The 26,081-nt window shown below is 63.6% G+C and carries 23 protein-coding genes; 18 read left to right on the top strand and 5 right to left on the bottom strand.

Features of this window, described 5'->3' with window-relative positions; all coding sequences use genetic code 11:
• Nucleotides 1-17 precede the first annotated feature (17 nt).
• Together ACGK9R_RS02445 and ACGK9R_RS02450 are read left to right on the top strand one after the other, a co-directional pair.
• Complete coding sequence (locus ACGK9R_RS02445; protein WP_394577975.1) at nt 18-302, top strand: sulfurtransferase TusA family protein; 285 nt, start codon at nt 18-20, stop codon at nt 300-302.
• A complete protein-coding gene (locus ACGK9R_RS02450) occupies nt 299-1,414 on the top strand; it encodes an AI-2E family transporter (protein ID WP_394577976.1) in 1,116 nt (371 codons plus the stop codon). The genes ACGK9R_RS02445 and ACGK9R_RS02450 overlap by 4 nt, the downstream gene beginning before the upstream one ends.
• A 59-nt stretch (nt 1,415-1,473) precedes the next feature.
• On the opposite strand, the gene ACGK9R_RS02455 is transcribed toward ACGK9R_RS02450, so the two are convergent.
• Nucleotides 1,474-1,953, bottom strand: coding sequence for a peroxiredoxin (locus ACGK9R_RS02455; RefSeq protein ID WP_394577977.1), 480 nt, complete (start codon nt 1,951-1,953; stop codon nt 1,474-1,476).
• 283 nt (nt 1,954-2,236) lie between these two features.
• Here ACGK9R_RS02455 and dapA point away from each other — a divergent pair, with 283 nt between their 5' ends.
• The 3 genes from dapA to purC all read left to right on the top strand — a co-directional run bounded on the left by dapA (nt 2,237) and on the right by purC (nt 4,924).
• Entirely contained in the window at nt 2,237-3,121 is an 885-nt protein-coding gene (dapA, locus tag ACGK9R_RS02460) for a 4-hydroxy-tetrahydrodipicolinate synthase (RefSeq protein ID WP_394577978.1), read from the top strand.
• 64 nt (nt 3,122-3,185) lie between these two features.
• Nucleotides 3,186-4,166, top strand: a complete 981-nt coding sequence (locus ACGK9R_RS02465; RefSeq protein WP_394577979.1) for a lipoprotein, NlpB — start codon at nt 3,186-3,188, stop codon at nt 4,164-4,166.
• A gap of 41 nt (nt 4,167-4,207) precedes the next feature.
• Complete coding sequence (gene purC / locus ACGK9R_RS02470) at nt 4,208-4,924, top strand: phosphoribosylaminoimidazolesuccinocarboxamide synthase (protein WP_394577980.1); 717 nt, start codon at nt 4,208-4,210, stop codon at nt 4,922-4,924.
• A gap of 13 nt (nt 4,925-4,937) precedes the next feature.
• Here purC and tsaA read toward each other — a convergent pair whose 3' ends face one another.
• A complete protein-coding gene (tsaA, locus tag ACGK9R_RS02475) occupies nt 4,938-5,657 on the bottom strand; it encodes a tRNA (N6-threonylcarbamoyladenosine(37)-N6)-methyltransferase TrmO (RefSeq protein WP_394577981.1) in 720 nt (239 codons plus the stop codon).
• Nucleotides 5,658-5,751: 94 nt separating this feature from the next.
• Between tsaA and ACGK9R_RS02480 the strand changes: the two genes are divergently transcribed.
• Nucleotides 5,752-6,282 (top strand): GNAT family N-acetyltransferase, encoded by a 531-nt coding sequence (locus ACGK9R_RS02480; RefSeq protein ID WP_394577982.1) that lies wholly within the window; start codon nt 5,752-5,754, stop codon nt 6,280-6,282.
• 7 nt (nt 6,283-6,289) lie between these two features.
• Here ACGK9R_RS02480 and nadC read toward each other — a convergent pair whose 3' ends face one another.
• Complete coding sequence (nadC, locus tag ACGK9R_RS02485) at nt 6,290-7,150, bottom strand: carboxylating nicotinate-nucleotide diphosphorylase (RefSeq protein WP_394577983.1); 861 nt, start codon at nt 7,148-7,150, stop codon at nt 6,290-6,292.
• Nucleotides 7,151-7,240: 90 nt separating this feature from the next.
• Between nadC and ampD the strand changes: the two genes are divergently transcribed.
• The 7 genes from ampD (at nt 7,241) to ACGK9R_RS02520 (ending at nt 16,643) form a co-directional block, all read left to right on the top strand.
• A complete protein-coding gene (ampD, locus tag ACGK9R_RS02490) occupies nt 7,241-7,867 on the top strand; it encodes a 1,6-anhydro-N-acetylmuramyl-L-alanine amidase AmpD (protein ID WP_394577984.1) in 627 nt (208 codons plus the stop codon).
• Between the two features lie 360 nt (nt 7,868-8,227).
• A complete protein-coding gene (gene aceE, locus ACGK9R_RS02495) occupies nt 8,228-10,900 on the top strand; it encodes a pyruvate dehydrogenase (acetyl-transferring), homodimeric type (RefSeq protein ID WP_394577985.1) in 2,673 nt (890 codons plus the stop codon).
• Nucleotides 10,901-10,956: 56 nt separating this feature from the next.
• Nucleotides 10,957-13,122 (top strand): pyruvate dehydrogenase complex dihydrolipoyllysine-residue acetyltransferase, encoded by a 2,166-nt coding sequence (gene aceF / locus ACGK9R_RS02500; RefSeq protein WP_394577986.1) that lies wholly within the window; start codon nt 10,957-10,959, stop codon nt 13,120-13,122.
• 223 nt (nt 13,123-13,345) lie between these two features.
• Nucleotides 13,346-13,999, top strand: coding sequence for an adenylate kinase (gene adk / locus ACGK9R_RS02505; RefSeq protein WP_394577987.1), 654 nt, complete (start codon nt 13,346-13,348; stop codon nt 13,997-13,999).
• Nucleotides 14,000-14,106: 107 nt separating this feature from the next.
• Entirely contained in the window at nt 14,107-14,805 is a 699-nt protein-coding gene (gene tsaB, locus ACGK9R_RS02510) for a tRNA (adenosine(37)-N6)-threonylcarbamoyltransferase complex dimerization subunit type 1 TsaB (RefSeq protein ID WP_394577988.1), read from the top strand.
• The gene (locus ACGK9R_RS02515) at nt 14,802-15,515 is read left to right on the top strand and encodes a class I SAM-dependent methyltransferase (RefSeq protein ID WP_394577989.1); all 714 of its coding nucleotides are present in this window, start codon (nt 14,802-14,804) and stop codon (nt 15,513-15,515) included. Before tsaB ends, ACGK9R_RS02515 begins: the two co-directional genes overlap by 4 nt.
• Nucleotides 15,516-15,524: 9 nt before the next feature.
• On the top strand, nt 15,525-16,643 hold the full coding sequence (locus ACGK9R_RS02520) for a phosphatidylserine/phosphatidylglycerophosphate/cardiolipin synthase family protein (protein ID WP_394577990.1): 1,119 nt from the start codon (nt 15,525-15,527) through the stop codon (nt 16,641-16,643).
• 4 nt (nt 16,644-16,647) lie between these two features.
• Here ACGK9R_RS02520 and ACGK9R_RS02525 read toward each other — a convergent pair whose 3' ends face one another.
• Entirely contained in the window at nt 16,648-17,337 is a 690-nt protein-coding gene (locus ACGK9R_RS02525) for a YecA family protein (protein WP_394577991.1), read from the bottom strand.
• Between the two features lie 83 nt (nt 17,338-17,420).
• Here ACGK9R_RS02525 and ACGK9R_RS02530 point away from each other — a divergent pair, with 83 nt between their 5' ends.
• The 5 genes from ACGK9R_RS02530 to ACGK9R_RS02550 all read left to right on the top strand — a co-directional run bounded on the left by ACGK9R_RS02530 (nt 17,421) and on the right by ACGK9R_RS02550 (nt 22,042).
• Entirely contained in the window at nt 17,421-17,981 is a 561-nt protein-coding gene (locus ACGK9R_RS02530; protein WP_394577992.1) for a SprT-like domain-containing protein, read from the top strand.
• Nucleotides 17,982-18,145: 164 nt separating this feature from the next.
• Complete coding sequence (gene acs, locus ACGK9R_RS02535; protein WP_394577993.1) at nt 18,146-20,095, top strand: acetate--CoA ligase; 1,950 nt, start codon at nt 18,146-18,148, stop codon at nt 20,093-20,095.
• Nucleotides 20,096-20,348: 253 nt separating this feature from the next.
• Nucleotides 20,349-21,011, top strand: a complete 663-nt coding sequence (locus ACGK9R_RS02540) for a response regulator (RefSeq protein ID WP_394577994.1) — start codon at nt 20,349-20,351, stop codon at nt 21,009-21,011.
• Nucleotides 21,012-21,167: 156 nt separating this feature from the next.
• A complete protein-coding gene (locus ACGK9R_RS02545) occupies nt 21,168-21,584 on the top strand; it encodes an antitoxin Xre/MbcA/ParS toxin-binding domain-containing protein (protein WP_394577995.1) in 417 nt (138 codons plus the stop codon).
• The gene (locus tag ACGK9R_RS02550) at nt 21,584-22,042 is read left to right on the top strand and encodes an RES family NAD+ phosphorylase (RefSeq protein WP_394577996.1); all 459 of its coding nucleotides are present in this window, start codon (nt 21,584-21,586) and stop codon (nt 22,040-22,042) included. The genes ACGK9R_RS02545 and ACGK9R_RS02550 overlap by 1 nt, the downstream gene beginning before the upstream one ends.
• A 40-nt stretch (nt 22,043-22,082) precedes the next feature.
• On the opposite strand, the gene ACGK9R_RS02555 is transcribed toward ACGK9R_RS02550, so the two are convergent.
• Nucleotides 22,083-26,024 (bottom strand): NahK/ErcS family hybrid sensor histidine kinase/response regulator, encoded by a 3,942-nt coding sequence (locus ACGK9R_RS02555; protein ID WP_394577997.1) that lies wholly within the window; start codon nt 26,022-26,024, stop codon nt 22,083-22,085.
• Nucleotides 26,025-26,081 lie beyond the last annotated feature (57 nt).

Below are 26,081 nucleotides of genomic sequence, written 5' to 3' on the forward strand. Positions count from 1 at the left end.
ATTTTAAGGGAGCCGACATGTCGGATGAACAACAGGGCGATTCAATGGCGCCCGTAGCGCTTTCGCCGGACGCGGCCATCGATGCCTGCGGGCTCGCCTGCCCGCTGCCGCTGTTGAAAGCCAAACAGGCGCTGGCCGGGCTCGATGCGGGCCAGCTTCTGGAAGTAATGGCCGACGATCAGGGCTCGTGGCGCGATATCGGCTCGTTCGCCGAGCAGAGCGCCCATACGCTGGTGCACCGCGAGTGCCGCGAGCACCGTTATCATTTCTGGATACGCAAGGCCGGGGAGCGCCGCCCATGACCATGCGCAATATCCTCAAAAGCTGGGTGGAGCGCTACTTCTCCGATGAGGAGGCGCTGATTCTTCTGCTGGTGCTGGTGGCCGGGTTCGCCGCCATCATCTGGTTTGGCCGCATGCTGGCGCCGTTTTTCACCGCGCTGGTGCTGGCGTTTCTGCTCCAGGGCGTGGTCAACGTGTTTACCCGCCGCGGGGTGCCGCACCTATTGGCGGTGATCCTGGTCTTTCTTGTCTTCGTCGGCGCGCTGTTGACGCTTTCGTTCATTCTGCTGCCGCTGATCTGGAACCAGCTCGTCGGGCTCGTGCAGGAGTCGCCGCGCATGTTCGCCAGCGGCCAGGCGCTGCTCGACGACCTGCAGGCGCGCTACCCCAACCTGATTACGCCGGACCAGATGCAGAGCTGGATCAGCGTGGCCAGTCGCGAGATCAGCCAGCTCGGCCAGCGAGCGCTGACGCTGTCGCTGGCCTCATTGGGCAACGTGATGTCGATCATCATCTACCTGGTGCTGGTGCCGATTCTGGTGCTGTTCATGCTCAAGGATCGTGAGCAGCTGGTGGGCTTTATTCTGTCGCTTCTGCCGCAAAAGCGGTCGCTTCTGACGCGGATCTGGCGCGAGATGGACCACCAGATCGCCAACTACATTCGCGGCAAGTCGATCGAGATCATCATCGTCGGCACGGTGGCGTTTTTCACCTTTACCCTGTTCGGGCTGCCCTATACCGCGCTTTTGTCCGTGCTGGTCGGTTTTTCGGTGCTGGTGCCGTTCATCGGGGCGGCGGTGGCCACGCTCCCGGTAGCCGCGGTGGCGGGGTTTCATTTCGGGCTCAGCGAGCAGTTCGCCTACGTGATCGTCGCCTACGGCGTCATTCAGGCGCTCGATGGCAACGTGCTCTCGCCGATTCTTTTTTCCGAGACCAACAATATCCACCCGGTATCGATCATCGTCGCAGTACTGTTTTTCGGCGGTATCTGGGGCTTCTGGGGGGTGTTCTTCGCCATTCCCCTGGCCACGCTCTTGAAGGCGCTGGTCTACGCCTGGCCGCGGGGAGTGAGCCCTTCGCCGCGCGAGACGCAGAGCGTGATCATGACCGAGAACCGCACGCTCGAGCGCTGAGCGCTGGTGAAGGCGTTACATCGTTTCAAGCGCCCGCCGCATCCGGCGGGCGCTTTGCGTTAGCCGCTCTGCCCGTCGAGTTCCTGCGCTTTCTCGAGCACCTCTTCGACGTGGCCGGGCACCTTGACGCCGCGCCACTCGAAGGCGAGCTTGCCTTGCTTGTCGATCAAGAACGTGCTGCGCTCGATGCCCATGTGCTCCTTGCCGTACATCTTCTTGAGCTTGATGACGTCGAACAGTGCGCAGAGCGCCTCGTCCTTGTCGGAGATCAGCTCGAAGTTGAAGTCCTGCTTGGCCTTGAAGTTCTCCTGGGCGCGCAGCCCGTCGCGGGATACCCCGACGACCGCCGTGTTGGCGGCCTTGAACGCCGCCATGCGGTCGCGAAAGTCGCCGCCTTCGGTGGTGCAGCCCGGCGTGCTCGCCTTGGGGTAGAAGTAGATCACTACCTGTTGGCCCTTGAAGTCCGACAGCGTCACCGTGGTGTCGCCGGTGGCGGGGGCGCTGATATCGGGAACGGGTTTGCCTAATTCCACGGCCATGAGCGTGCTCCTTTTTTTGCAGAGAGTGTCTTGAAAAGAGTGTCGTGAGGTGAGCGCTTGATTACACGCAACGCGGCGCGCCGTGTCAAAGCCTGATCCAACCTGGAAGCGGGGCTGGCGCAAACTCGACGCGCTTTACGCTGTACACGCTCGAATCCGCTGAGTACCATTTGCCCTTTGAACGCGCCGGTCGGTGCCTGCTCGCTCGGCCCTGCGCGATGCTTTCGCTTTTGCAACGATGTGTCCGATGTACCGGGCGCAGTTATCAGGTGAGGAATAACGGATGATCACAGGCAGCATAGTCGCCCTGGCGACGCCAATGAAGGTCAATGGCGACATCGACTGGGAGGCGCTACGCCGCCTGGTGAACTTCCATCTGGACAACGGCACCGACGCCATCGTCGCTGCCGGCACCACGGGTGAGCCGACCACCATGTCGTTTGCCGAGCACTTCGACGTGATTCGAAGCGTGGTGGAAGAGGTCAACGGGCGTATTCCGGTCATCGCCGGTACCGGCGCCAACGCCACCTCCGAGGCGGTGGAGCTTGCTCGCTACGCCAGCGAAGTCGGCGCCGACTACTGCCTGTCGGTGTGCCCGTACTACAACAAGCCCACCCAGGAAGGCCTCTACCAGCACTTCAAGGCGGTGGCCGAGGGCAGCAAGCTGCCGGTGATCATGTACAACGTGCCGGGGCGCACCTGCTCGGATCTCTACAACGAAACCGTGCTGCGCCTGGCCGAGGTGGACAACATCGTCGGCCTGAAAGACGCCACCGGGAACCTTGAGCGCGCCGAGGATCTAATTGCACGCTTGAAGGGCAGCGACTTCATGCTCTACTCCGGCGATGACGCCACCGCCTGCGATTTCATGCTGATGGGCGGCCATGGCGACATCTCGGTCACCGCCAACGTGGCGCCTCGGGCGATGCACGAGCTGTGCACCGCGGCGGTCAAGGGCGATAGCGAAAAGGCGCACCAGATCAATACGCGCTTGATGCCGCTTCACACCAACCTGGGCATCGAAGCCAATCCGATCCCGGTCAAATGGTCGCTCAACCGCATGGGCTACATGGAGGCGGGCATCCGCCTGCCGCTGACCTGGCTTTCGGAAAAATACCACGCCACTGTGAGTGAAGCGCTGCAGCTGGCTGGCGTCGTCGAGGAGTGATCCGCGGCGCCCGACCCAAGGCCCGGCCGCGCCGGGCGAGTGAACGTTGACTTAAGGTGGCTTGATGAGCTCTGTGCTGGAAAGACCTGCGCTTAAATGGATACCGCTGGCACTCGTGGTAGGGACGGCGCTGTCCGGCTGCGCCCGCGAAGGCTTTTACGATGACCGTAACCTCGACTACACCGACGTGCGCCCCGCGCCGCCGCTGGTGCTGCCGGACAGCCGTAACCCCCAGCGCTACGGCGATGCCATGCCGGTGCCCCAGGCGGCGCTGCAGGGGAGCCGGGTCGAGCGTGCCGCCGATGTGGCGCCGCCGCCCTCGCTTTCGATCGGCAGCGGCCTGCAGCCCGAGTTCGTCGAGCGCCGGGAGGTCGGTAGCGACACCTGGCTGGTGGTGGCCGCCGACACCGGTACGGTCTGGCCGCAGCTCGAGGCGTTCGCCCAGAGCCGGGGCCTGGGTATCGTCCAGAGCGACGCCAACCGTGGCGTGATCGAAACCACCCAGGCAACGCTTTCGCTGCAGAGCGCGCTGCGCGCCGGCAGCAGCGAAGTTCGCTGCGAGCAGGGCGGGCGCGCGGTGGGCAACTGCCTCGACGCCCTCGAGGAGTATCTGGACGCGCGCAGCACCACCGCCAGCGCCTCCTCCTGGAACGCCCAACGCCTCTCCGGTGAGCGCAGCCTGCAGATCCGCCAGGAAGGCGGCGAGTGGCAGGTGCAAATACCTCAGTCCGCCGAGCGCGTCTGGGCCGAGCTCGATCACTACCTGACGCTCGACTTCACCGTCGAGAACCGCCGTGTACTGCTCGACAAATCGCCCCAGGACTACTCGTTTTTGGTCAACTACATGACCGCCTCGGAAGAGGGCCGGAATCCGATCGAGGTCGCCTTCAGTAGCGACGTGCGCCGCATGACGCAGAACATCCGCCTGGTGCTCGAGCCCCAGGGCAACCAGAGTGTGCTGCGTGCGGTCAACGAAAGCGAGCGTGACTTCAGCGCCGACGACCAGCGCGAGCTGCTCGAGCGCGTATCCGGCTATTTGCGCTAACGTTTCATACTACTCCCGTTCCCTATTACTTCGGAGCCCCCATGGAAAAGCGTGAAGAACTCTACGCTGGCAAAGCAAAATCGGTTTACACCACCGACGACCCGGACCTTCTGGTGCTGACGTTTCGCGACGACACCAGCGCCTTCGACGGCAAGAAGAAGGAGTCGCTGGCGCGCAAGGGCATGGTCAACAACATCTTCAACGCCTTCATCATGGAGCGTCTGGAAGAGGCGGGCATTCCCACCCACTTCGAAAAGCAGCTCTCCGACAGCGAAAGCCTGGTCAAGAAGATGGAGATGATCCCCGTGGAGTGCGTGGTACGTAACGTCGCCGCCGGGGGCCTGGTCAAGCGCCTGGGCGTGGAGGAGGGCATTGATCTCACCCCGCCCACCTTCGAGCTTTTCCTGAAAAACGACGAGAAGGGCGACCCGATGATCAACGAATCATTGGCGGAAACCTTCGGCTGGGCCACCCCGGAGCAGCTTTCGCAGATGAAGCGGCTCACCTTCAAGGTCAACCAGGTGCTCAAGCAGCTGTTCCACGAAGGCGGTATGACGCTGGTCGACTACAAACTCGAGTTCGGCGTGTTCAAGGGCGAGATCGTCCTTGGCGACGAGTTCTCCCCGGACGGCTGCCGCCTGTGGGATGCAAAGACCCGCGAGAAGATGGACAAGGACCGCTTCCGCCAGGGACTCGGCGGCGTGATCGAGGCCTACGAGGAAGTCGGCCGCCGGCTCGGCATTACCTTCCCCGCCTGACCCCTCGCGCGAGCTAGCGCGTCTTCTCTAGTGATTCGATGGCCACCACCTCCAGGGTGGTGGCATCGTTTTCACGGCCGCGAAACTTGACGTCCACGTCGCGAAGGCGCACGCCGTAAATTCGGGCCGTGTCGGCGTGGTAGGCCGGGCGCGGGTCTTGGCCAATCACCTGCTTGATCAGCGCGTACAGTGACGCATGGTCCGCGCGCGCGTCGAGCGCGACGCGCGCGGCGGGAGCGAACGCCACGGCCTTGAGCGCGGGCGGCGCCGGAGCGAAGCCGGCGCGGGCCTCCGGGTGCGCCTCCACCCAGGGCAGGTAGGGCTTGATATCGACGATCGGCGTACCGCTGACCAGATCGCACCCCGTGAGCACCAGGCGCACGCCGCCTTCGAGCTCGATGCGGGTGAGTTCGACCAACGACAGCCCCAGCCGGTTGGGCCGGTGGGTGCTGCGGCTGGCGAATACCCCGACTTTCTGGTTGCCGCCAAGCCTTGGGGGGCGCACCAGCGGTGTCCAGCGCTCGGGGCTTTGGTGAAAGATGAAGCTCAGCCAGAGGTGGCTGAAGGCGTCGAGCCCACGCACCGCCAGCGGATCGTCGTAGGGGGGCAAAAGCGTGAGCGTGGCGCGCGCTGCCGGGGCCAGCCCCGGCTGGCGGGGGATACCGAACTTGTCCGGGTAGTCGCTTTCGATCACGCCAAGGGTCGCAAGCGAAAAGGACGGGGCGTTGTGCATTGGGTGGCCTTGTGCTGAGATGGGCGCCTGAATGAAAAGCGTGAGTATAAAACAGCTCGCGCCCCGCCCACGAGGGCCACGCCGGAGATCGCTCATGTCGACCCCATCACCGTCTGTTCAAACGAAGCCCGCTGGCGCCCGCATCACCTACCGCCAGGCGCTGGGGCGCGATGCGGGAGACCAGGCCGAGGTGTTCTATCACGCGGTCATGCAGGGCGCGGCGACCCACTACGGGCTCGCCGAGCGCGAGGCCTGGGCGGCGGCGCTGCCGCGAGACGCCAGCGCTTGGGCGGCACGCCAGGCGCTCTACACCACGCTCGTCGCGGTATGCGACGGGCGCTGCGTCGGGTTTCTCGAACTCGATACCCAACACGCGCGCATCGTGACGCTTTACGTCTGGCCCTCGCTTGCCGGGCGCGGCATCGGCAGCACGCTTTTGATCCACGCCGAGCGGCTGCTGCTCGAGCAGGGCCACGGCCGGGTCGAGATCGAAGCAAGCCTGGTGCTGTTCGAGCGCCTGGAGCGTCGCGGTTTCGAGAATCACGGCGAGCAGTGGGTCGAGCGCGGCGGCGAGTGGCTCAAGCGCTATCGCATGAGCAAGCCGCTGCAGGCCATCGAAACCTGAGCCGCCATCAAGGGCTGACGTCGAAGGTTTGAACGACGCGCAGGGCGAGCGTGATGGCGGTGACATCGCGGGTCAACGCGCCAAGCGAAATGGCGTCGACGCCGGTGTCGGCGATCGCCCTGAGGGCGCTGGGCTCGACGCTTCCCACCGCCTCGAGCAGCGCTCGGCCGCCGTTGATCTCGACCGCCACGTGCAGATCCTCGAGCTCGAAGTTTCTGAGCATGATGGTGTCCGCACCGGCGGCCAGCGCCTGGTCGAGCTGCTCGAAGGTGGCGACCTCGATGGCGACGCTAAGCGCCGGCGCGATTCTGCGCGCCGCGCCGATGGCGGCCTTGACGCCGCCACAGGCGCCGATGTGAGGCGCCTTGATCACGAACGCGTCCCAAAGCCCAAGGCGATGGCAGTGTCCGCCGCCGCAGGTAACCGCGTAGTGCTGAGCGGCTCTCAGCCCCGGCAGCGTTTCGCTGGTCGCGAACAGCCGAGTGTGGGTACCCTGAAGCTGATCGACGTAGGCGCGGGTGGTGGTGGCGGTGGCGCTCAGCGTCCGCAGCAGATTGAGTGCCGCGCGCTCGCCGGAGAAGAGGCTGCGCGCCGGGCCTTCGAGCTCCAGAAACGGGTGCTCCGGGGTGATCGGGTCGCCGTCGGCGGCTTCCCAGCGCAGCGTGACGCGCGGATCGAGCTGGTGAAACAGCGCCTCGACCCAGGCTACGCCGCACAGCACCGCGCTCTGATGCGTGCTGACGCGGGCGGTGGCCCACTGACGCTCGGGAATCAGCCCGGCGGTGACATCGCCGCTGCCCACGTCTTCGGCAAGCCAGCGGGCGGCGCTTTCGCGGATCTCTTGGGCAAGCGCGTTCTGATCGACCATGATGGCAGGGCTCCGGATCGTAAAGGGTAAGCCGCAGTATAGTGAATTTAACCCCTCCGCCTACAAGAGAGTCCTGAGGAGAGTGCTGCGATGAATCAATCAACGGCCAGGGGCGTGTGGCGCCCGGCGCGCCAATGCCCTTCCCCCAACTGTGACGCGCGCGAGCAAGGCGAGGTGTCGCTCTTGCTGATTCACGCCATCAGCCTGCCGCCCGGCGAGTTCGGCGGCCCGGCCATCGAGGCGCTGTTTACCAACCGGCTTGACCCTGACGCCCACCCGTTTTTTGCCACCATCCACCGGCTTCGGGTGTCGGCGCACTTTCTGATTCGCCGTGACGGCGAGTGCGTCCAGTTCGTCGATACCGACCGGCGCGCCTGGCACGCCGGGCGCTCGCGCTGGTTCGACCCACGCCTTGACAGGCAGCGCGAAGCGCTCAATGACTGCTCCGTGGGTATCGAGCTCGAAGGCGACGGCCTGACGCCGTTCACCGGCGCCCAGTACCGGCGTTTGGTAGCGCTTACGCGCTGGCTGCTCGAGCGCTATCCCGAACTCGACGCCTCGCGTATCACCAGTCACGCCCACGTGGCACCGCTTCGCAAGGAGGACCCCGGCCCCTGTTTCGACTGGCACTACTACCGCCAGCAGCTGGCAAGGGCCTCTGAAAACGGGCAAACAAGCGAAAAGCCACCGCTTCACCAAAGTGACTCTAAACGTTGACAATAAAACGGTAGTTTGACTACAGAACCGGTTGAATTAGCAGTGGAAAAGGTTTTCAGAAAGGCCTTTGTTGCGGTGCAATATGCTGTTTTGGATAGAATTTCCATTGCGCTGGAATTGGCAGAATAGCGACTTTGCGGTATCTTCTCTATACAAAAGGCTAACCCTGACAGCCCCTGTGTAGCCCACCTACATGTCAACGCGTTTCGAGTAAGCGGCAGTGCTTTGAATGTAGAGCAAGAAAAATTGAGACACGCAAGCTCGGCTTGATACCGGACTTGGCGGCCAAGCGTCGCAGCCGCCCCATCCCCACAAGGGTCGCGGGCGTTTTGTCATTTATCGTCATTCGGAGAGACCTCTATGAGTCTGGAGACAAGAGAAGATCTCGATCCGGTCGAAACCACGGAGTGGCTTGAATCCCTGGAATCGGTACTGGATCGTGAGGGCGAAGATCGCGCCCGCTACCTGATGACCCGCCTGGCGGATCGTATGCGTCGGGACGGTATGAAGGTGCCCTTCTCGGTGACAACCCCGCACCGTAATACGATTCCGGTTCACCGCGAAGCGCAGATGCCAGGCGATCTGTTCATGGAGCGCAAGATCCGCTCTCTGATTCGCTACAACGCCATCGCTCAGGTGATTCGCAACAACCGGGCGAACCCGGGGCTGGGCGGCCATATCGCCAGCTTCATGTCGTCGGCCACACTCTATGACGTGGGCTTCAACCACTTCTTCCGCGCGCCGAAGGACGACTTCGCCGGCGACCTGGTCTATATCCAGGGCCACGTGGCACCGGGCATCTACGCGCGCTCGTATCTTGAAGGGCGTCTTTCCGAAGAGCAGATGGACAAGTTCCGTCAGGAAGTCGACGGCGACGGTCTCTCCTCCTACCCGCACCCTTGGCTGATGCCGGAGTACTGGCAGTTCCCGACGGTCTCCATGGGCCTTGGCCCAATCCAGGCGATCTACCAGGCGCACGTGATGAAGTACCTGCATCATCGCGAGCTCAAGAACATGTACGACCGCAAGATCTGGTGCTTCATGGGCGACGGCGAGTGCGACGAGCCGGAATCTCTGGGCGCGATTTCGCTGGCCGGCCGTGAAAACCTCGACAACCTGATCTTCGTCATCAACTGCAACCTGCAGCGCCTCGACGGCCCCGTGCGCGGCAACTCCCGCGTGATGGACGAGCTCGAGGGCGTGTTCCGCGGCGCCGAGTGGAACGTGATCAAGGTCGTCTGGGGTCGCCACTGGGACTCGCTGTTCGAGAAGGACAAGAAGGGTTTCCTGCAAAAGCGCATGGACGAAGCGGTCGATGGCGAGTACCAGAACTACAAGGCCAACGGCGGCGCTTACACTCGCGAGCACTTCTTCGGCAAGTACCCGGAAACCGAGGAGATGGTCAAGGACCTCTCCGACGAGGATATCTGGAAGCTCAACCGCGGCGGCCACGACCCGTTCAAGGTCTACTCGGCCTACCACGAAGCGGTGAATACCCAAAACGGTAAGCCCACGGTCATTCTGGCGCACACCGTCAAGGGCTACGGCATGGGTAGCGGCGACGGCGAAGCGGCCAACGAAGCTCACCAGGTCAAGAGCATGGAGCTTGATGCGCTGAAGAAATTCCGCGACCGCTTCGGTATTCCGCTTTCCGACGAGCAGTTGAAGGAAGTGCCGTACTACAAGCCGGAGGAAGATTCGCCGGAACTTCGCTACATGCACCTGCAGCGCGAGCGGCTCAACGGCTACCTGCCGGCGCGTCAAAGTGACTTCGAGGCGGTCGAGATTCCGAGCCTCGAGGACAAGACCTTCGCTTCGCAGCTAGGTGGCTCAAAGGGGCGTGAAGTCTCCACCACCATGTCCTTCGTGCGCGTGTTGAACGGCCTGGTCAAGGACAAGAAGCTCGGCAAGTACGTCGTGCCGATCATCCCGGACGAGGCGCGCACCTTCGGCATGGAGGGCATGTTCCGCCAGCTCGGTATCTACTCCGCCGCCGGTCAGAAGTACGAGCCGGTGGATAAAGGCCAGATCATGTATTACCGCGAGGACCAGAAAGGCCAGGTTCTCGAGGAGGGCATCACCGAGGCGGGCGCGATGTCGGCCTGGATGGCGGCCGCGACCTCCTACAGCAACAACCACGTCACGCTGTTGCCGTTCTACATCTACTACTCGATGTTCGGCTTCCAGCGCATTGGTGACCTGGCCTGGGCGGCGGGGGATCTTCAGGCGCGCGGCTTCATGGTCGGCGGCACCGCCGGGCGCACCACCATCAACGGTGAAGGTCTGCAGCACCAGGATGGCCACAGCCTGATTCAGGCCTCGACCATTCCCAACTGCAGAAGCTACGACCCGACCTACGGCCACGAGATCGCCGTCATCGTTCAGGATGGCCTGAAGCGCATGTTCACCGACAAGGAGAACTGCTTCTACTACCTGACCGTGATGAACGAGAACTACGAGCATCCCGAGCTCGAGGACGTGCCCGCCGACGACATCGTCAAGGGCATGTATCTGCTGCGCGAAACGAAAGGCGACAAGGGCCGCGTTCAGCTGCTGGGCTCCGGCACCATCCTGCGCGAAGTCGAGGCCGCCGCGGAGCTTCTGGCCGAGGATTGGCACGTGGGCGCCGACATCTGGAGTGTCACCAGCTTCAACGAGCTGCGCCGCGAAGCGCTGACGCTCGACCGCGAAGCCTTCCTGAACCCGGACGCAGAGGCCCAGAAGCCCCACGTCACCAAGTGCCTGGAAGGGCGCGACGGCCCGGTCATCGCCTCGACGGACTACATGAAGCTCTACGCCGACCAGGTGCGTGCCTGGGTGCCCGCCGAGTACACGGTGCTGGGCACCGACGGTTTCGGCCGCTCGGATACCCGCGAGAAGCTGCGCTACTTCTTCGAGGTGGATCGCCACTTCGTCGTGGTCGCCGCTCTGCGGGCGCTGGCCGAGCGTGGCGATATCGAACGCAAGCTGGTGGGTGAGGCGATCGCGAAGTACGGAATCGATACCAGCAAGCCCAACCCGCTGATCAGCTAAACCGCAGCCCGGCGGGCGTGCCCGCCGGCTCGATCCGATTTGGAAGGAGCGCGACCTTGAGTAGCGAAATCATCAAAGTTCCCGATATCGGTGGCGATACCGATGTCGAAATCATCGAGATTGCGGTGTCGGAAGGCGACGTCATCGAAGCGGAAGACGCCCTGATCACGCTGGAATCCGATAAGGCCAGCATGGACGTGCCTTCGCCCAAAGGCGGCAAGGTGGTCAAGGTGCTGGTCAAGGAGGGCGACAAGGTCTCCGAAGGCGACGACATCGTGGAGCTTGAAGTCGAAGGCGACGATGACGGCGACGACGAGCAGGCCGAAGAGTCCGATAGCGGCACCTCCGATAGCGGCACCTCCGACAGCGGCAACTCCGAGAGCGGCACCTCCGAAAAATCGTCTGACAAGGAAAGCTCGTCTGACAAGAAAGCGTCCGACGACAAGCCGAAAGAGAAGGCCGCGAACTCCTCCGGCGGCAAGCGGACCGTGGATATCGTGGTGCCGGATCTCGGCGGCTCCGAGAACGTCGAGATCATCGAAGTCGCGGTCAGCGAAGGCGATACGGTCGAAGCCGAAGACGCTCTGATCACGCTGGAGTCCGACAAGGCGTCGATGGACGTGCCGAGCCCGCACGGCGGCAAGATCGTCGAGTTCACCGTCAAGGAGGGCGACACCGTCTCCGAAGGCGACGTGATCGGCCAGATCGAAATCGAAGGCGAAGGCGGCGACGAGAGCGAAAGCGACGACGCCTCCGAGCCTGAAGAGAGCGCCGACGATAACAGCGACGCCGCCGAGTCGGATGACGGCGACGACGAAGATGATGAAGGCGATGAGGACGAAGGCGGCGCCGAGCGTAAGGAAGTGCGCGTGCCCGATCTCTCCGGCGCCTCTGACGTGCCGATCATCGAGATCGCCGCCAGCGTCGGCGACGAGATCAACGAGGAAGATGCGCTGATCACCCTCGAATCCGATAAGGCCTCGATGGACGTGCCCAGCCCCTTCAAGGGCAAGCTGGTCGAGATCACCGTCAAGGAAGGCGATACCGTTTCCGAAGGCGACGTCATCGCGTTCATCGAAACCGCCGGCGGTGGCAAGAAGTCCTCCAGCAAGTCCGAAAGCAAGAAATCCGAGAGCAAAAAGGCCGATAGCAAAAAGGCCGAAAGCAAGGCCTCCGAGAAGAAGAGCGACGCGAAGCAGACGTCGTCGGACGACAAGGCTGAAAGCAAGCAGCGCGCAAGCGGCGGCTCGCCGAGTCCGGAAGCGGCCAATGCCGCGCAGAAGCCGCGCGAAGGCAAACTGGTGCACGCCGGCCCCGCGGTGCGCATGCTCGCCCGCGAGTTCGGTGTCGATCTCGAGCAAGTCACGCCCAGCGGCCCGAAAGAGCGCATCCTGAAAGAGGACGTGCAGGCCTACGTCAAGCAGGCGCTTTCGCAAAAAGGCAGCGCGTCTAGCCAGGCCAGCGCCCCGGCGGCCAGCGGCGGTGCGGGCATTCCGGCGGTGCCGGAGGTCGACTTCAGCCAGTTCGGCGAAGTCGAAGAGAAGCCGATGGGCCGCCTTTTGAAAATGGGCGCGACCAATCTGCACAGAAGCTGGCTCAACGTGCCCCACGTGACCCAGTTCGACGAAGCCGACATCACCGAGCTCGAGAACTTCAGAAAGTCGATGAAGGCCGAGGCCGAAGCCCAGGGCGCCAAGCTCACGCCGCTGCCGTTTCTGGTCAAGGCGTGTGCCTTCGCGCTCAGGAAGTTCCCGCAGTTCAACGTCAGCTTGAAAGGTGACGGCGAGACCCTGGTGTGGAAGAAGTACGTCCATATCGGCATCGCCGTGGATACGCCGGACGGCTTGATGGTGCCGGTACTGCGCGATGCCGATAAGAAGTCCTTGATCGAGATCGCCAAAGAGATGGCGGAGCTTGGCAAGAAAGCCCAGAGCAAGAAGCTCAAGCGCGACGAGATGACCGGCGGCTGCTTCACCATTTCGAGTCTCGGCTCGATCGGTGGCACGGCGTTTACGCCGATCGTCAACGCGCCGGAAGTGGCAATTCTGGGGGTATCTAAGTCGCAGATGAAGCCGGTCTGGGACGGCGCCGCCTTCCAGCCGCGACTGATGATGCCGCTGTCGCTCTCCTACGATCACCGCGCGATCAACGGAGCGGATGCGGCGCGTTTTACTGCGTTCCTTGCCGACGTGCTGACCGATATCCGTCGTCTGCTGCTCTAATCCTGCAGTGACGGATGGCCTGCGGCGCCCATTTTCATGGGCGCCGCTTGCGTTTTTCCGCCGTTGACGGAAAGGCCCATCACCGGGCAGTGCAAAAAAAGCGCGGCCATGCGCCCTTTGGAGTGTTGTGCCGCCCGGATGCCCTGGTTATTGTCCTGCTACTATCTTTACCCTTTGACTGTTTTTTTCAATTTGCACGTTTGACGACTCGAGGAGCTGTGCCATGCGTTTGATTCTGTTGGGTGCCCCGGGGGCTGGCAAGGGAACCCAAGCCCGGTTTATCTGTGAGCGGTTCAAGATTCCGCAGATCTCGACCGGCGACATGCTGCGCACCGCGATCAAGGATGGCACCGAGCTTGGCCTGAAGGTCCAGGAGATCATGAACACCGGGGGCCTGGTCTCCGATGACATCATCATCGACCTGGTGAAGGAGCGCATCAGCCAGCCCGACTGCGAAAACGGCTTTCTCTTCGACGGCTTTCCGCGCACCATTCCCCAGGCCGACGCCATGAAAGAGGGCGGCGTTAAGATCGACCACGTGCTCGAAATCGCCGTGCCGGACGAGGAGATCGTCAACCGCATGGCCGGTCGCCGCGTGCACCCGAGCTCCGGGCGCGTCTACCACATCGACCACAACCCGCCGAAAGAGCCGGGTAAGGACGACGTCACCGGCGAGACCCTGATCCAGCGTGAAGACGATCAGGAGTCCACCGTACGCAAGCGCCTGGCGGTTTACCATGACCAGACCGCGCCGCTGGTCGACTACTACCAGCAGTGGACTCAGGCCGAGCCGGCGTCGGCGCCGCAGTATCACCGGGTGGAAGGGGTCGGAAGCGTTACCGACATTACTCGGCAGGTAAAAGACGCGCTAAGCTAACCCTCACAACGCGTCGGCGCTGGCCGCCGGCGCCTCTTTTTTCGTGTCATGCCAGGGCCGGGCGCCACGCGTCCGCGCCTTTTTGTCGTTTGGAGTACCCAGTCGCCATGTCGTCATACCTTCTTGCCCTGGACGCCTCCTCGAGCGCCTGTTCAGCGGCGCTGATTCGCGCCGAGGGCGAGCACCGCGAGTGCCTGGCGCGCTTCGAGCATACCCCGCGCGCGCATACCCAGCGGCTAATGCCGATGGTCGACGAGGTGCTGACGGAGGCCGGCATCACGCCGCAAGCCCTCGACGGCGTTGCCTACGGCCAGGGGCCGGGCTCGTTCACCGGGCTGCGGATCGCCGCCGGCGCCGCCCAGGGCCTGGCCTTCGGGCTCGACTGCCCGCTGGTCGGGGTGTCGACGCTGGAGGCGCTGGCGCTTCAGGCGCACCGGCGCTACCACTTTCGCCATATCGTCACCGCGCTGGATGCACGCATGGGCGAGGTCTACACCGCCGTTTGGCACTGCCAGGACGACGTGGCAAAGCGCCTCGATAGCGAAGTCGTGGTGGCGCCACAGCACGTCACGCTGCCCGCTTTCGAGCCCGACTGGGTTGGCGTTGGCAGCGGCTTCACGCTCTGGGAGCAGTTCGACGACCTGCTGAAGGCGAGCATGACCCAGCATCTGGATGATCTTGAGCCCCGCGCCGAGGAGATGGCCTGGATCGGCCTGCGCGCGCTGCAAAACGGCGGCGGCAAGGCGCCCATCGAAGTGCAGCCGGTCTATCTGCGCAACGACGTGGCCTGGAAAAAGCCCGCATGAGTCAGCATGAGGCGCCCGAGCTCCCCGAAGGCCTGACCCTTGAGCGCCGCGACGGCCGGCTTGCGCTTTGCGGCGACCCAAGCGAGTTTGGCAGCCCGCTTGTCGTCGATTTCCTCGGTGGCAAGGCGGGGCACCGGCGCCAGTTCGGCGGCGGGCGCGGCCAGCTGGTGGCCAGGGCCTGCGGCTTGCGCGCCGGTATTACGCCAAGCGTGGTGGACGCCACCGCGGGCCTGGGGCGCGACGCCTTCGTGCTGGCAAGCCTGGGGGCGAGGGTGCTGTTGATCGAGCGGGTCGCGGCGATTGCTGCGCTGCTCGAAGATGGCCTTTCCCGGGCGCGGCTGGACGCGCAGGTGAGCGCGATCATACGGCGTATGACGATTCTGTCTGGCGACTCGGCCCAATCGCTGGGCGCGCTGGTCGAGCAGGCGGGCATCGAACCCCAGGTGGTGCATCTCGACCCGATGTTCCCGCACCGCGAGAAGTCGGCGCTGGTGAAAAAGGAGATGCGCCTGTTTCAGCGCCTGGCGGGCAGCGACGATGACGCGCCCAGGCTTCTCGAGCAGGCGCTGGACGTTGCCACCCACCGGGTGGTGGTCAAGCGCCCGCGCAAGGCGCCGCCGATCGACGGCCCCAGGCCCCATCATACTATTGAGGGCAAGACCAGCCGCTACGATCTTTACGTGCACCGCTCGCTCGAGCGGGCAGGCTAGGGAGGCGCCATGTCGCCCATGTGGCGCGAAGGGAACCGTTTTACCCTGCTGCCGGAAGCGGCGCGGTTTCTGCCGGACATGCTCGCCGCGCTTGAGAGCGCCGAGCATTACATTCTGGTCGAGCTCTACCTGATGGAGTCCGGTACGCTTGCCGACCGGCTGAGCCAGGCGCTGGTGGACGCCTGTTCGCGCGGCGTGGCGGTGTATCTGTTGCTCGACGGGTTCGGCGCCATGAAGCTCTCCCGTGAGGACCAGGCGCGGCTGATGCAAGGCGGCGTGGCGCTGGCCTTTTTCAACCCGCTGGGGCTTCACTCGCTGACGCGCAATCTGAGCCGCGATCACCGCAAGATCGTGGTGGTCGACGGCCAGGTGGCGTACACCGGCGGGTTCGGCGCGGTGGATGAGTTCCTGGCGGCCTGGTACGAGATTGCCGTGCGCGTCCAGGGGCCGGCGGTCGCGGACTGGGAAGCGCTTTTTCGCCGGCTCTGGCGCTCGCGATTTACCCACCACGCGAAATCGAGCCCGCGGCCGGTGCTGGCCCCGCGCCGCGCGCCGCCCTTTTTTGACGACGGCGCGCCCGGGCGGGTGATGCCGGCGCGCGGCTACCGCTATCAGGCGATTCGTCGCTCGCTGCATGGCCGGGTGCGCGGCGCGCAAACGCGGCTCTGGCTCTGCACGCCGTACTTCGTGCCGACCTTCTCACTGCGCCGAAAGCTGGCCCGGGCGGCCGGGCGCGGGGTGGACGTGAGGCTATTGCTGCCCGGCCACAAGCACGACCACCCGGGCGTGCGCTACGCTGGCCAGCGCTTCTACCAAGCGCTGTTGAAGGCCGGGGTGCGCATCTTCGAGTTCCAGCCGACCTTCATTCACGCCAAGTTCGTGCTGGTGGACGACTGGGTGAGTATTGGCTCGTGCAACTTCGATCACTGGAACCTGCACTACAACCTGGAGGCGAACCAGGAGATCCGATCACCCGGGATGGCTGGCGAAGTGCAGGCGCTTTTTGAGCGTAACTTCGCCGAAAGCCACGAAGTGGATGCCCGGGCCTGGGCGGCGCGCCCCTGGACCCAACGCGTTCGCGAGTGGCTGTACGGATTTCTCGACGCGGTGGTCACGCGCTTGAAATAGCGCGTTAACGCTTTTTGGGCTTACCGGCGTTTTTTGCCCTGGCGGGGCTTTTAGGGCGCGGCTTGGGTTTCGGCGTTTCCGGCGGCACCCGGTAGTGCAGGTAGAGATCGAGAACGAGCTCCGGCAGCTGGGCCACCAGCGCCTCCTGGCGCTCGGCATCCCTGGCAAGCTCGGCCATGTCCGGCTCGTCGTCAAAAAGGCCCGAAAGCAGCATGAAGGGCAGCAGCAGGGTGGCCGCGGCCTCCTCGTCGTCCTGAAACCAGGCCGCTTCGTCGCTGAACACCGCCTCCATGAAACCGGCGCACCAGTCGCCGATCGGCGTCTCTTCCGGCGCGATGCCGTCCAGGGTCAGCTCGAAGGGCAACTCTGGAAGCCCGCCCTGCTCCAGCACGCTCATGGCGTTGTCGCGCAATTTGGCTAAAAGCGCGGTGATCTCCTCGCGCTCGGCGTCGCTTGCGTAGTCCGGCTCGCCCTGAAAGAGCTCCTCGAGCCAGACGCCAACAGGCTGTTCCCTCGGCGCCACGGCCAGCGCCACGAGAAAGCCGTGAGCGGAGATCAGATCCAGCGCATCCTCGCCCACCTGCTCGGAGTCGAGAAAGTCGTCCAGCCGGTCGAGTTCATCGTCGCTCAGGAGCGGCTCCGGCGGAATCTGCTCGGCGTGGTCACTGCGCTCACCGGAAGGCGGCTTTGCCATAGAAGGCCTCGTTCGATCGTTTTGAGAAATTCGGCGCGAACGCTCACACTGGCAAGCGTCACTTCATGGTCAGTTTATCATCAATGAGCCACACGTCTCTGCCAAGCGACTCTCTGCCCAGCGTAGCTCTTCTCGACACGCTTTCCCCAGCGGCGCTCATCGACGCCGCGCGCCGGCGCATCGATGAAACGCTCGCCCAGGCCCGCGAGGTTCATCCGGCGCTGCCCGCCCCGAAGGTGTGGTTCGACCTGAAAGGCGCCAGCGCCGGCCAGGCGCATCTGGGCCGGGGCGGGCTGCGCTTCAATAAGGCGCTGCTGCTCGATAACCGCCAGGCCTATTTCGACGAGGTCATTCCCCACGAAATGGCCCACTGGCTGGTGTTTCATCTGGAAAACGGCCCGCGGCTCAAGCCCCACGGGCGCGAGTGGCAGACCGTGATGCGCGAGCTTTATGGCCTTGCCCCGCGGGTAACGCACCGCTTCGATGTTTCGCAAAGCCAGCGCCGCCCGTACCATTACCGCTGCGACTGTCAGAGCCACTACTTTACCGCCCAGCGCCATGCCCAGGCCGCGCGTGGGCGGCGATATCTGTGTCGCCGCTGCCAGGGCGTGCTTCGTTTCATCGCCAAGGGTGAACCAGAGTAGTGCATTAAGCGTCTGTTTTTAATAATAAATTGGATAATACCAATGTCTAAGAGGAAGCCACCTTAAGTAGGTTTATGCTGAGGCAAGCAGGCCAGAGCCGGCCCACCGCTGGGCGGCCAGTGGCATTTTCGAATAATTGCATTTTCACGGATCGAGGCAGTGTCATGAGCGAGCATAAGAACGTCTATCCGGTGCGCGATAACATCGCTTCCAGCGCGTGGGCCGACAAGGAGACTTACGAGGCTCTTTATCAGCGCTCCATCGACGACCCCGAGGGCTTCTGGGCCGAGCAGGCCAAGCGGCTCGAGTGGATCAAGACGCCGAGCACGATCAAGAGCACGTCCTTTGCCCGTGACAATGTCGATATTCGCTGGTTCGAGGATGGCCAGCTCAACGTCGCCGCCAACTGCCTCGACCGCCACCTGGAAAAACGCGGCGACCAGACCGCGATCATCTGGGAGGGCGACGACCCGGCGGATTCCAAACACATCACCTACCGCGAGCTACACGCGCGCACCAACCAGCTCGCCAACGCGCTGAAGTCGCTCGGTATCCAGCGCGGCGATACGGTCACGCTCTACATGCCGATGATTCCCGAAGCCGCCATGGCGATGCTCGCCTGCGCGCGCATCGGCGCGGTGCACTCGGTGGTGTTTGGCGGCTTCTCGCCGGACGCGGTGGCCCAGCGGGTGATCGGCGCCGACTCCAAACTCGTGATCACCGCCGACGAGTCCGTGCGCGGCGGCAAGCAGGTACCGCTCAAGGAGAACGTCGACGCTGCGCTGACCCGCGACGGCACCGAGGTGTGCAAGAACGTGCTGGTGGTCAAGCGCACCGGCGGCGACATCGAGTGGAAGGAAGGCCGCGATCTCTGGTTCAGCGATCTGGTCGATCAGCAGTCCACCGAGTGCGAGCCCGAGGCGATGGGCGCGGAAGACCCGCTGTTCATCCTCTACACCTCCGGCTCCACCGGCGCGCCGAAGGGGCTCAAGCACACCACCGGCGGCTACCTCACCTACGCCGCCATGACCCACCAGTACGTGTTCGACTACCAGGAGGGCGAGGTCTACTGGTGCACCGCGGACGTCGGCTGGGTCACAGGGCACAGCTACATCATCTACGGGCCGCTCGCCAACGGCGCGACCACGCTGATGTTCGAAGGCGTGCCGAGCTACCCAAGCCACGGCCGCATCGGCGAGATCGTCGACAAGCACAAGGTCAACATCCTCTACACCGCGCCGACGGCGGTGCGCGCGTTGATGGCTCACGGCGACAGCGTCATGGAGTCGAGCTCGCGCGAGTCGCTGCGCATTCTCGGCTCGGTGGGCGAGCCGATCAACCCGGAAGCCTGGGAGTGGTTCTACCGCGTGATCGGCAACGAACAGTGCCCGATCGTCGACACCTGGTGGCAAACCGAAACCGGCGGCATCATGATCGCACCCTTGCCCGGCGCAACGGCGCTCAAGCCCGGCTCGGCGACAAAGCCGTTTTTCGGCGTGCAGCCGGCGCTGGTGGATAACGAAGGCCATATTCTGGACGGCGCCACCGAGGGCAATCTGGTGATTCTGGACAGCTGGCCGGGGCAGGCGCGCTCGATCTGGGGTGATCACGAACGCTTCGTGCAAACCTACTTCTCGACCTACGACAACATGTACTTCACCGGCGACGGCTGCCGGCGCGACGAGGACGGCGACTACTGGATCACCGGCCGGGTCGACGACGTATTGAACGTCTCCGGCCACCGTATGGGCACCGCCGAGATCGAGTCGTCGCTGGTGGCACATAGCGCCGTGGCCGAAGCCGCGGTGGTGGGTTTCCCTCACGACATCAAGGGCCAGGGCATTTACATCTACGTCACCGTCAATGACGGCATCGAGCCCAGTGATGAGCTCAAGAAAGAGCTGACCCAGTGGGTACGCAAGGATATCGGTCCGATCGCCTCGCCGGATGTGATCCAGTGGGCGCCGGGGCTGCCCAAGACCCGTTCGGGCAAGATCATGCGCCGGATTCTCAGAAAGATCGCTGCCAACGAGTGCGACGGCCTGGGCGATACCAGTACCCTGGCCGACCCCTCGGTAGTCGACGATCTGATCGAGCATCGCGCGGTCCGCTGACGCTCATTCGGCGCTCTGCCTTGATGTCAAAGGAATATCGGGCGCCAGCCGATAGGCTATGTTAAGTTAAACACGGTCTTTACCGTTTTGGTGCCGGCTCATTGCCGGCACCGCTGTTTGTGCCGTTGATAATGATAAATTGTGTGGGACAGCGCTTTTGCATCTCAAAGGCCATGGGGTACCATGCGTTGACCGCAAGAGCTAGCTGATGCAGCGCAGATTGCCCGCGCTCGAAGGGAACCGGAGGAATATCATGGCAGTAGCCCATAAGTTTATCGTCGCCGACGATCATCCGCTGTTTCGAGCAGCGCTAACCCAGGCGTTGCGCCAGTTGGCCCCCCAGGCCGAGATCGTCGAAGCCGATACCATGGACGCTACCACCGAGGTGGTCAATCGCCACCCGGATGCCGACCTAATCCTGCTCGATCTGCACATGCCCGGCGCCCACGGCTTCTCCGGGTTGATCCAGCTGCGCGGGCAGATGCCGGACGTACCGGTCGCGGTGGTCTCCGGCAGCGACGAGCCCTACGTGGTGCGCCGCGCCATCGATTACGGCGCCTCCGGCTTCATTCCCAAGTCCTCCTCGCTTCAACTGATCGCCGAGGCGGTCGGCGAAATCCTCCAGGGCGAGGTGTGGCTGCCCGAGGCGATGGCGAGCATCCTGGACGAAACCAGCGAAGAGGAGTCGCGCTTCGCCGAGGCGATCGCCTCGCTCACGCCCCAGCAGTTTCGCGTATTGAACATGCTCACCGAAGGGCTCTTGAACAAGCAGATCGCCTTCGAGCTCAACGTGTCGGAAGCCACCATCAAGGCCCACGTCACCGCAATTTTGCGCAAGCTCGGCGTTCATTCGCGCACTCAGGCCGTCATCGCCGCTCAGAAGCTCGAGGTCGACCCGCCAAAAGTCGAATCCTGAGTCCTTATGCTGTTAGAGAGCCTCGCTTATGGTCGCCATAAGCGAGGTTTTCTTTTTTCCAGGCTGAGCCACTCTGCGGTCGAAGCCGTCGATCTGGCTTACGCCAGCAATTTGCCCTAAAATTATCGGCATATTGCTGAGAAGGCGAGGTGCATAATGGCAACGGCTGTCATGGATGTAGAGGCCAGGGTGGCCATGTTGATAGGCGCTCGCAGCGGCGTGAAATCGGATGAGCTGATCCGAAAGGGGATTCCGTTGTCAGCGCTTGAGCGTCTTGCACAGCACGGCGTAGATGTCGCGCGTCTAGGTATCATCAAGCCTCGCACGTTAACTCACCGCCGCTCGAAAGGTGAGGCGCTTTCACCCGAGGAGGGTGATCGACTCTACCGCGCGAGTAAGATCGTCCTTTTGGCGGAGGAGGTGATCGGATCTCGGGCCAAGGCTCATCGGTGGCTCAACAAGCCCCGCAAGGCGCTGGGGAACGTCAATGCGCTGCAGGCTATCATGACGACGCCGGGCTACATGGCAGCCGAGGAGCTTCTGGAGCAGCTACGCCACGGTTACGTGCTCTGATGAGCAGGGTGTTTTGGAGAATTTCGGCGTTCAAGGATCTCTCGGGGTTGGGGGGAACGGTCGTCTCGGGTCGTTGGCATCACAAGGGGCGACCAATCGTCTATCTGGCTGACTGTCCTGCTACCGCGCTGCTTGAAGTATTGGTGCACATGGAGATTGATCTGGAAGAATTGCCCGATACGTTCACTCTGCTGAAAGTCGAGCTACCCGACGATGTGAGTGCGCAGGATGCGCGCACTAACCTGCCAGAGGGGTGGTTCGAAAATACCGGGCTAACACGGCGTATAGGCGACGAGTGGCTTGAAGATGCAAGGACGCTTTTACTGCAAGTGCCCACTGCGATCGTTCCCCACAACTCGAATTTCCTTTTCAACCCACTACACGCCGAAGCCGCATCGGCAAGACTTACCCACTTCGATTTCCCGCTCGACTCTCGCTTGTTTCGAGCCGGGGCGTAACATGCTTTCATTTCAGCCCCGTCTGCCTTGATGCGCTGATTTAGCCCCTGGCCCGACTCGCCTGCAGCGTCCTGGTCAAAAGCGCTCGCAGCGCCGCCGGTTTGACCGGCTTCAAAAGCAGCTGATAGCCCGAGCGCTTGACCTCTTCCGCGACCTCCTCGGTGCGGTCGGCGGTAATCACGATGCCCGGCACCGCGCCTTGTAAACGCTCGGCAAGTGCTTCCAGCGCCATCAGCCCCGTCACTTCGTTGTCCAGGTGGTAGTCCGCCAGAATCGCGTCCGGGTCGCCGTCCATGTTGCGCAGGATCGACTTCGCGCCGCCGATGCTGGTGGCGGTGAACACCTCGCAGCCCCAGCCGCCGAGCATCGCGCTCATGCCCTCGAGAATCAGCGTCTCGTTGTCGATACAGACGATACGCGCACCCGAGAGCTTGTTGCCGCCGCGCCGGGTGGGCGCCTCGTTCGTCTCCGGGGTGGCCTCTTTTGCCGCCACCACCGGCACGCTGACCGAAAACACCGTCGCCACGCCTTCCCAGGAGCGCACCTTTATCGGGTGATCGAGCACGCGGCTCATGCGGTCGGCGATCGAAAGCCCGAGCCCGAGGCCCTTTTCGCTCTCCTTGTGGCGCGAGACCTGATCGAGGCGGCGAAACTCCTGGAAGATCTCGGTGAGCTTCGATTCCGGGATCCCCGGGCCGCTGTCCCACACCTCGATGGTGAGCCGCTCGCCGCGACGCCGACAGCCCAGCAGCACGCGGCCCTGCTGGGTGTAGCGCAGCGCATTGGATAGGAAATTCTGCACGATGCGCCGGAGCATCTGCGGGTCGGAGTCGACCCACAGCGAGGTTGCCACCACGTTCAAATCGAGCCCGCGCTCGTCGGCCATGACGTCGAACTCGGCGCGCAGCGGGCGCACGATATCGGAAAGCGCAAAGTGGCTGCGCCGCGGAGTCAAGGCGCCTGCGTCGAGCTTGGAGATGTCCAAAAGCGTGCCCAGAAGCTCCTCGGCGGCCTGCAGCGAGTTGTCGATATGGCCGATGGTGCGCTGATTGGCGCTCTCCGGCTCATTCTGCATCAGCGCCGAGGTAAACAGACGCGCGGCGTTCAAGGGCTGCAGCAGGTCGTGGCTCGCCGCGGCGAGAAAGCGCGTTTTCGAGGCGTTGGCGTCCTCGGCGACCTGTTTGGCCTGGCGCAGCGCCTGCTCCGCCTCGGCGCGCACGCGGTTCTCCTGGCGCAGCGCGGCGTTGGCCTTGGAGAGCGCCTGGGTGCGCTCGCGCACGCGCTCCTCGAGGGTTTCGTTGGTCTCCTTCAGCGCGATCTCCGCCTGGCGGCGCTCGGTGATGTCCTGATAGAGCGCGAAGAAACCGAGAATCGTCTGGCTTTCGCCGAAGTGCGGGGTGTAGGTCACCAACATGTAGCGCATGCTGGACTCCACGCGCATCGATACCTCGAAGCTGACCCGCTCGCCGGAGAGCGCCCGCTTCACCCACGGGTTGCGCTCCTCGACCTGCTTGAGCGGCAATACGTCCTCGAAGCGCTTGCCGATCACCGCGTTGCGGTCGATACCAAAGGCCTGCTCGTAGGCGCGGTTGGTGAAAAGGTAACGGCTCTCCTTGTCGAAGTAGGCAATCAGGGCCGGCACGTTGTCGGTGTAGATACGGATGTTGTTTTCCGAGCGAATCAGCGCCTCTTCGATGCGCTTTTGCTGGGTGATGTCCTGGTAGGTATAGACGAAGCCGCCGCCGGGCATCGGCGTGCCCTGCACCTCCAGGACGCTTCCGTCCTGGCGGTAGCGCACGTAGCGGTGGGGCTGGCCCTTTCTGATGTTGTCTATCAACAGCTCGACGTGCTCTTCCGGGTCGCCGGGGCCGTACTCGCCGTTGTGGGCGTTGTAGCGAAAGATCCGATCGATCGGGGCGCTGACGCGAATCAGGTGATCGGGAAAGCGAAAAAGCTCCAGGTAGCGCTGGTTCCACACCACCAGGCGCAGGTTCTGATCCACCACGCTGATGCCCTGATTGATGTTCTCGATGGTCGCCTGCAAAAGCGCCCGGTTGAACTCGAGCACCTGGGAGGCTTCATCGACGATCGAAATCACATCCGAAATCCCGATGCCGCGGCCCTGCAGCGCCGAGTTGACCACGATCCGCGCAGACGACGCCCCGAGCACCGAGGCGAGAAAGCGCTCGGTGAACTGGATCACGTCGATCGAGGCGCGCATTCCGTCATCCAGCGGCTTGCCGGCGCGCCGGGCGTAATCCTCGAAGGCGCGCTCGACCTGGCCGGCGCCGAGAAAGCGCTCGCACAGCACCTTCAAATCGCCCACGGTGGTGGCGCCGGTCCAGGGGCGGTTGACCGAGGTCTGGCGAGTCTCGACGCTGTCGACGAACAGCGAGGCCTGGATGCGCTCGACCACTCGCTGGGAGCTTACCTGGGAGACGAAGATATAGCAGAAGAGATTCACCCCGAGGGATAGCATCACGCCGTGGGTAAAGCTGTCACCGCCCAGGTTCAGGTTGAAAAGCGACGTCGGGGAGAGCCAGTTGATGCCCAGCGGGCCGCCGACGAGCCAGGCCGCCGGCAATACGCCCGCGTTGATCATCGCCGGCATCAGAAGGCTATAGGCCCAGATCGCAAAGCCCGCGTTCATGCCCACGATCACGCCCAGCCGGTTGCCGCGCTTCCAGTAGAGCCCGCCGATCACCGCCGGAGCGAACTGGGCGGCGGCGGCAAAGGAGAGCATACCGATCGAGGCCAATGAGGTGAACTCGGCGATCAGCTGATAGAAACCGTAGGCCAGCGCCAGCACGGCAACGATGGTCAACCGGCGGGCGCGCAGCACCAGCCGGCCGTAGTCCCGCGCCTTGGTGTCGAACCAGCGCAGGCGGAACAGCGCCGGAATCACGATTTCGTTGGAGATCATGATCGACACCGCCACTGCGGCGACGATCACCATGCCGGTAGCCGCCGAGAAGCCGCCGATGAAGGTCAAAAGCGTAAGCCAGGTATGGCCGGACTCCATCGCCAGCGCCAACACGTAGGTGTCCGGCTCCACGGCGGTGTCAGAAAAGAGATAAAGCCCGGCGGCGGCCAGCGGCACGACGAAAAAGGCGAAGCCGAGCAGGTAGAGCGGGAACAGCCAGCGCGCCTTGGCGGCGTCGTCGGCGTGGATGTTTTCGACCACGGTAACGTGGAACTGGCGTGGCAGGCAGAGGATCGCCAGCATCGCCAGAAGCGTTTGCGCCCAGAAGCTCTGGCCGAAATCCTGATTGGCGAGCTGGCGCTGAAGGGCGAGTTCGCTTTCGGCGTGGGTCATCAAGGCGCCCAGGCCGTCGAACATGCCCCAGGTGACGAACGCGCCGAGTATCACGAAGGCGAAGAACTTGACCAGCGACTCGAAGGCGACGGCGTGAATCAGCCCTTCGTGGTGCTCGGTGGCGTCGGTGTGGCGAGTGCCGAACAGCACCGCGAACACCGCCATGACGATGGCAACGTAAAAAGCGGTATCGTTGAACAGCGCCCCGGTGGGCGCGTTGTTTTCGGTCAGCACGCTGAAGGTGGTCGAGACCGCCTTCAGCTGCAGAGCGATGTAGGGCAGGGTGCCGATCAGCGCCACCAGGCTTGCGAAGGCGGCGAGTGATTGGGTCTTGCCGTAGCGCGAGGCGATGAAGTCGGCGATCGAAGTAACGTTCTGGTGCTTGGCCACGCGGATCATCTTGGCAAGCACCGGCCAGAACAGTAAAAAGGTCAGAATCGGGCCGACGAAGATGCTGGCGAACGACCAGCCGGATGTCGCGGCCTGACCCACCGCGCCGTAGAACGTCCAGGAGGTGCAGTAAATGGCCAGCGCCAGGCTGTAGATGATCGGCCGGCGGCGGCTGGCGCCGCGGGTGCGCGCCCGACGGTCGCCAAACCAGGCGATGCCGAACAGCACCGCAATGTAGAGTAACGAGACCGCAACGAGAAGCCCGCCGTGAAACATGCCTTTCTCCTGCTCCAAGCCGCACCGGGCTAGTCGTCGAAGCCGCTCAGTTTAAGC

This window comes from Halomonas sp. HNIBRBA4712 (genome assembly GCF_043558675.1).
In the GTDB taxonomy this organism is placed as follows: Bacteria; Pseudomonadota; Gammaproteobacteria; order Pseudomonadales; family Halomonadaceae; genus Vreelandella.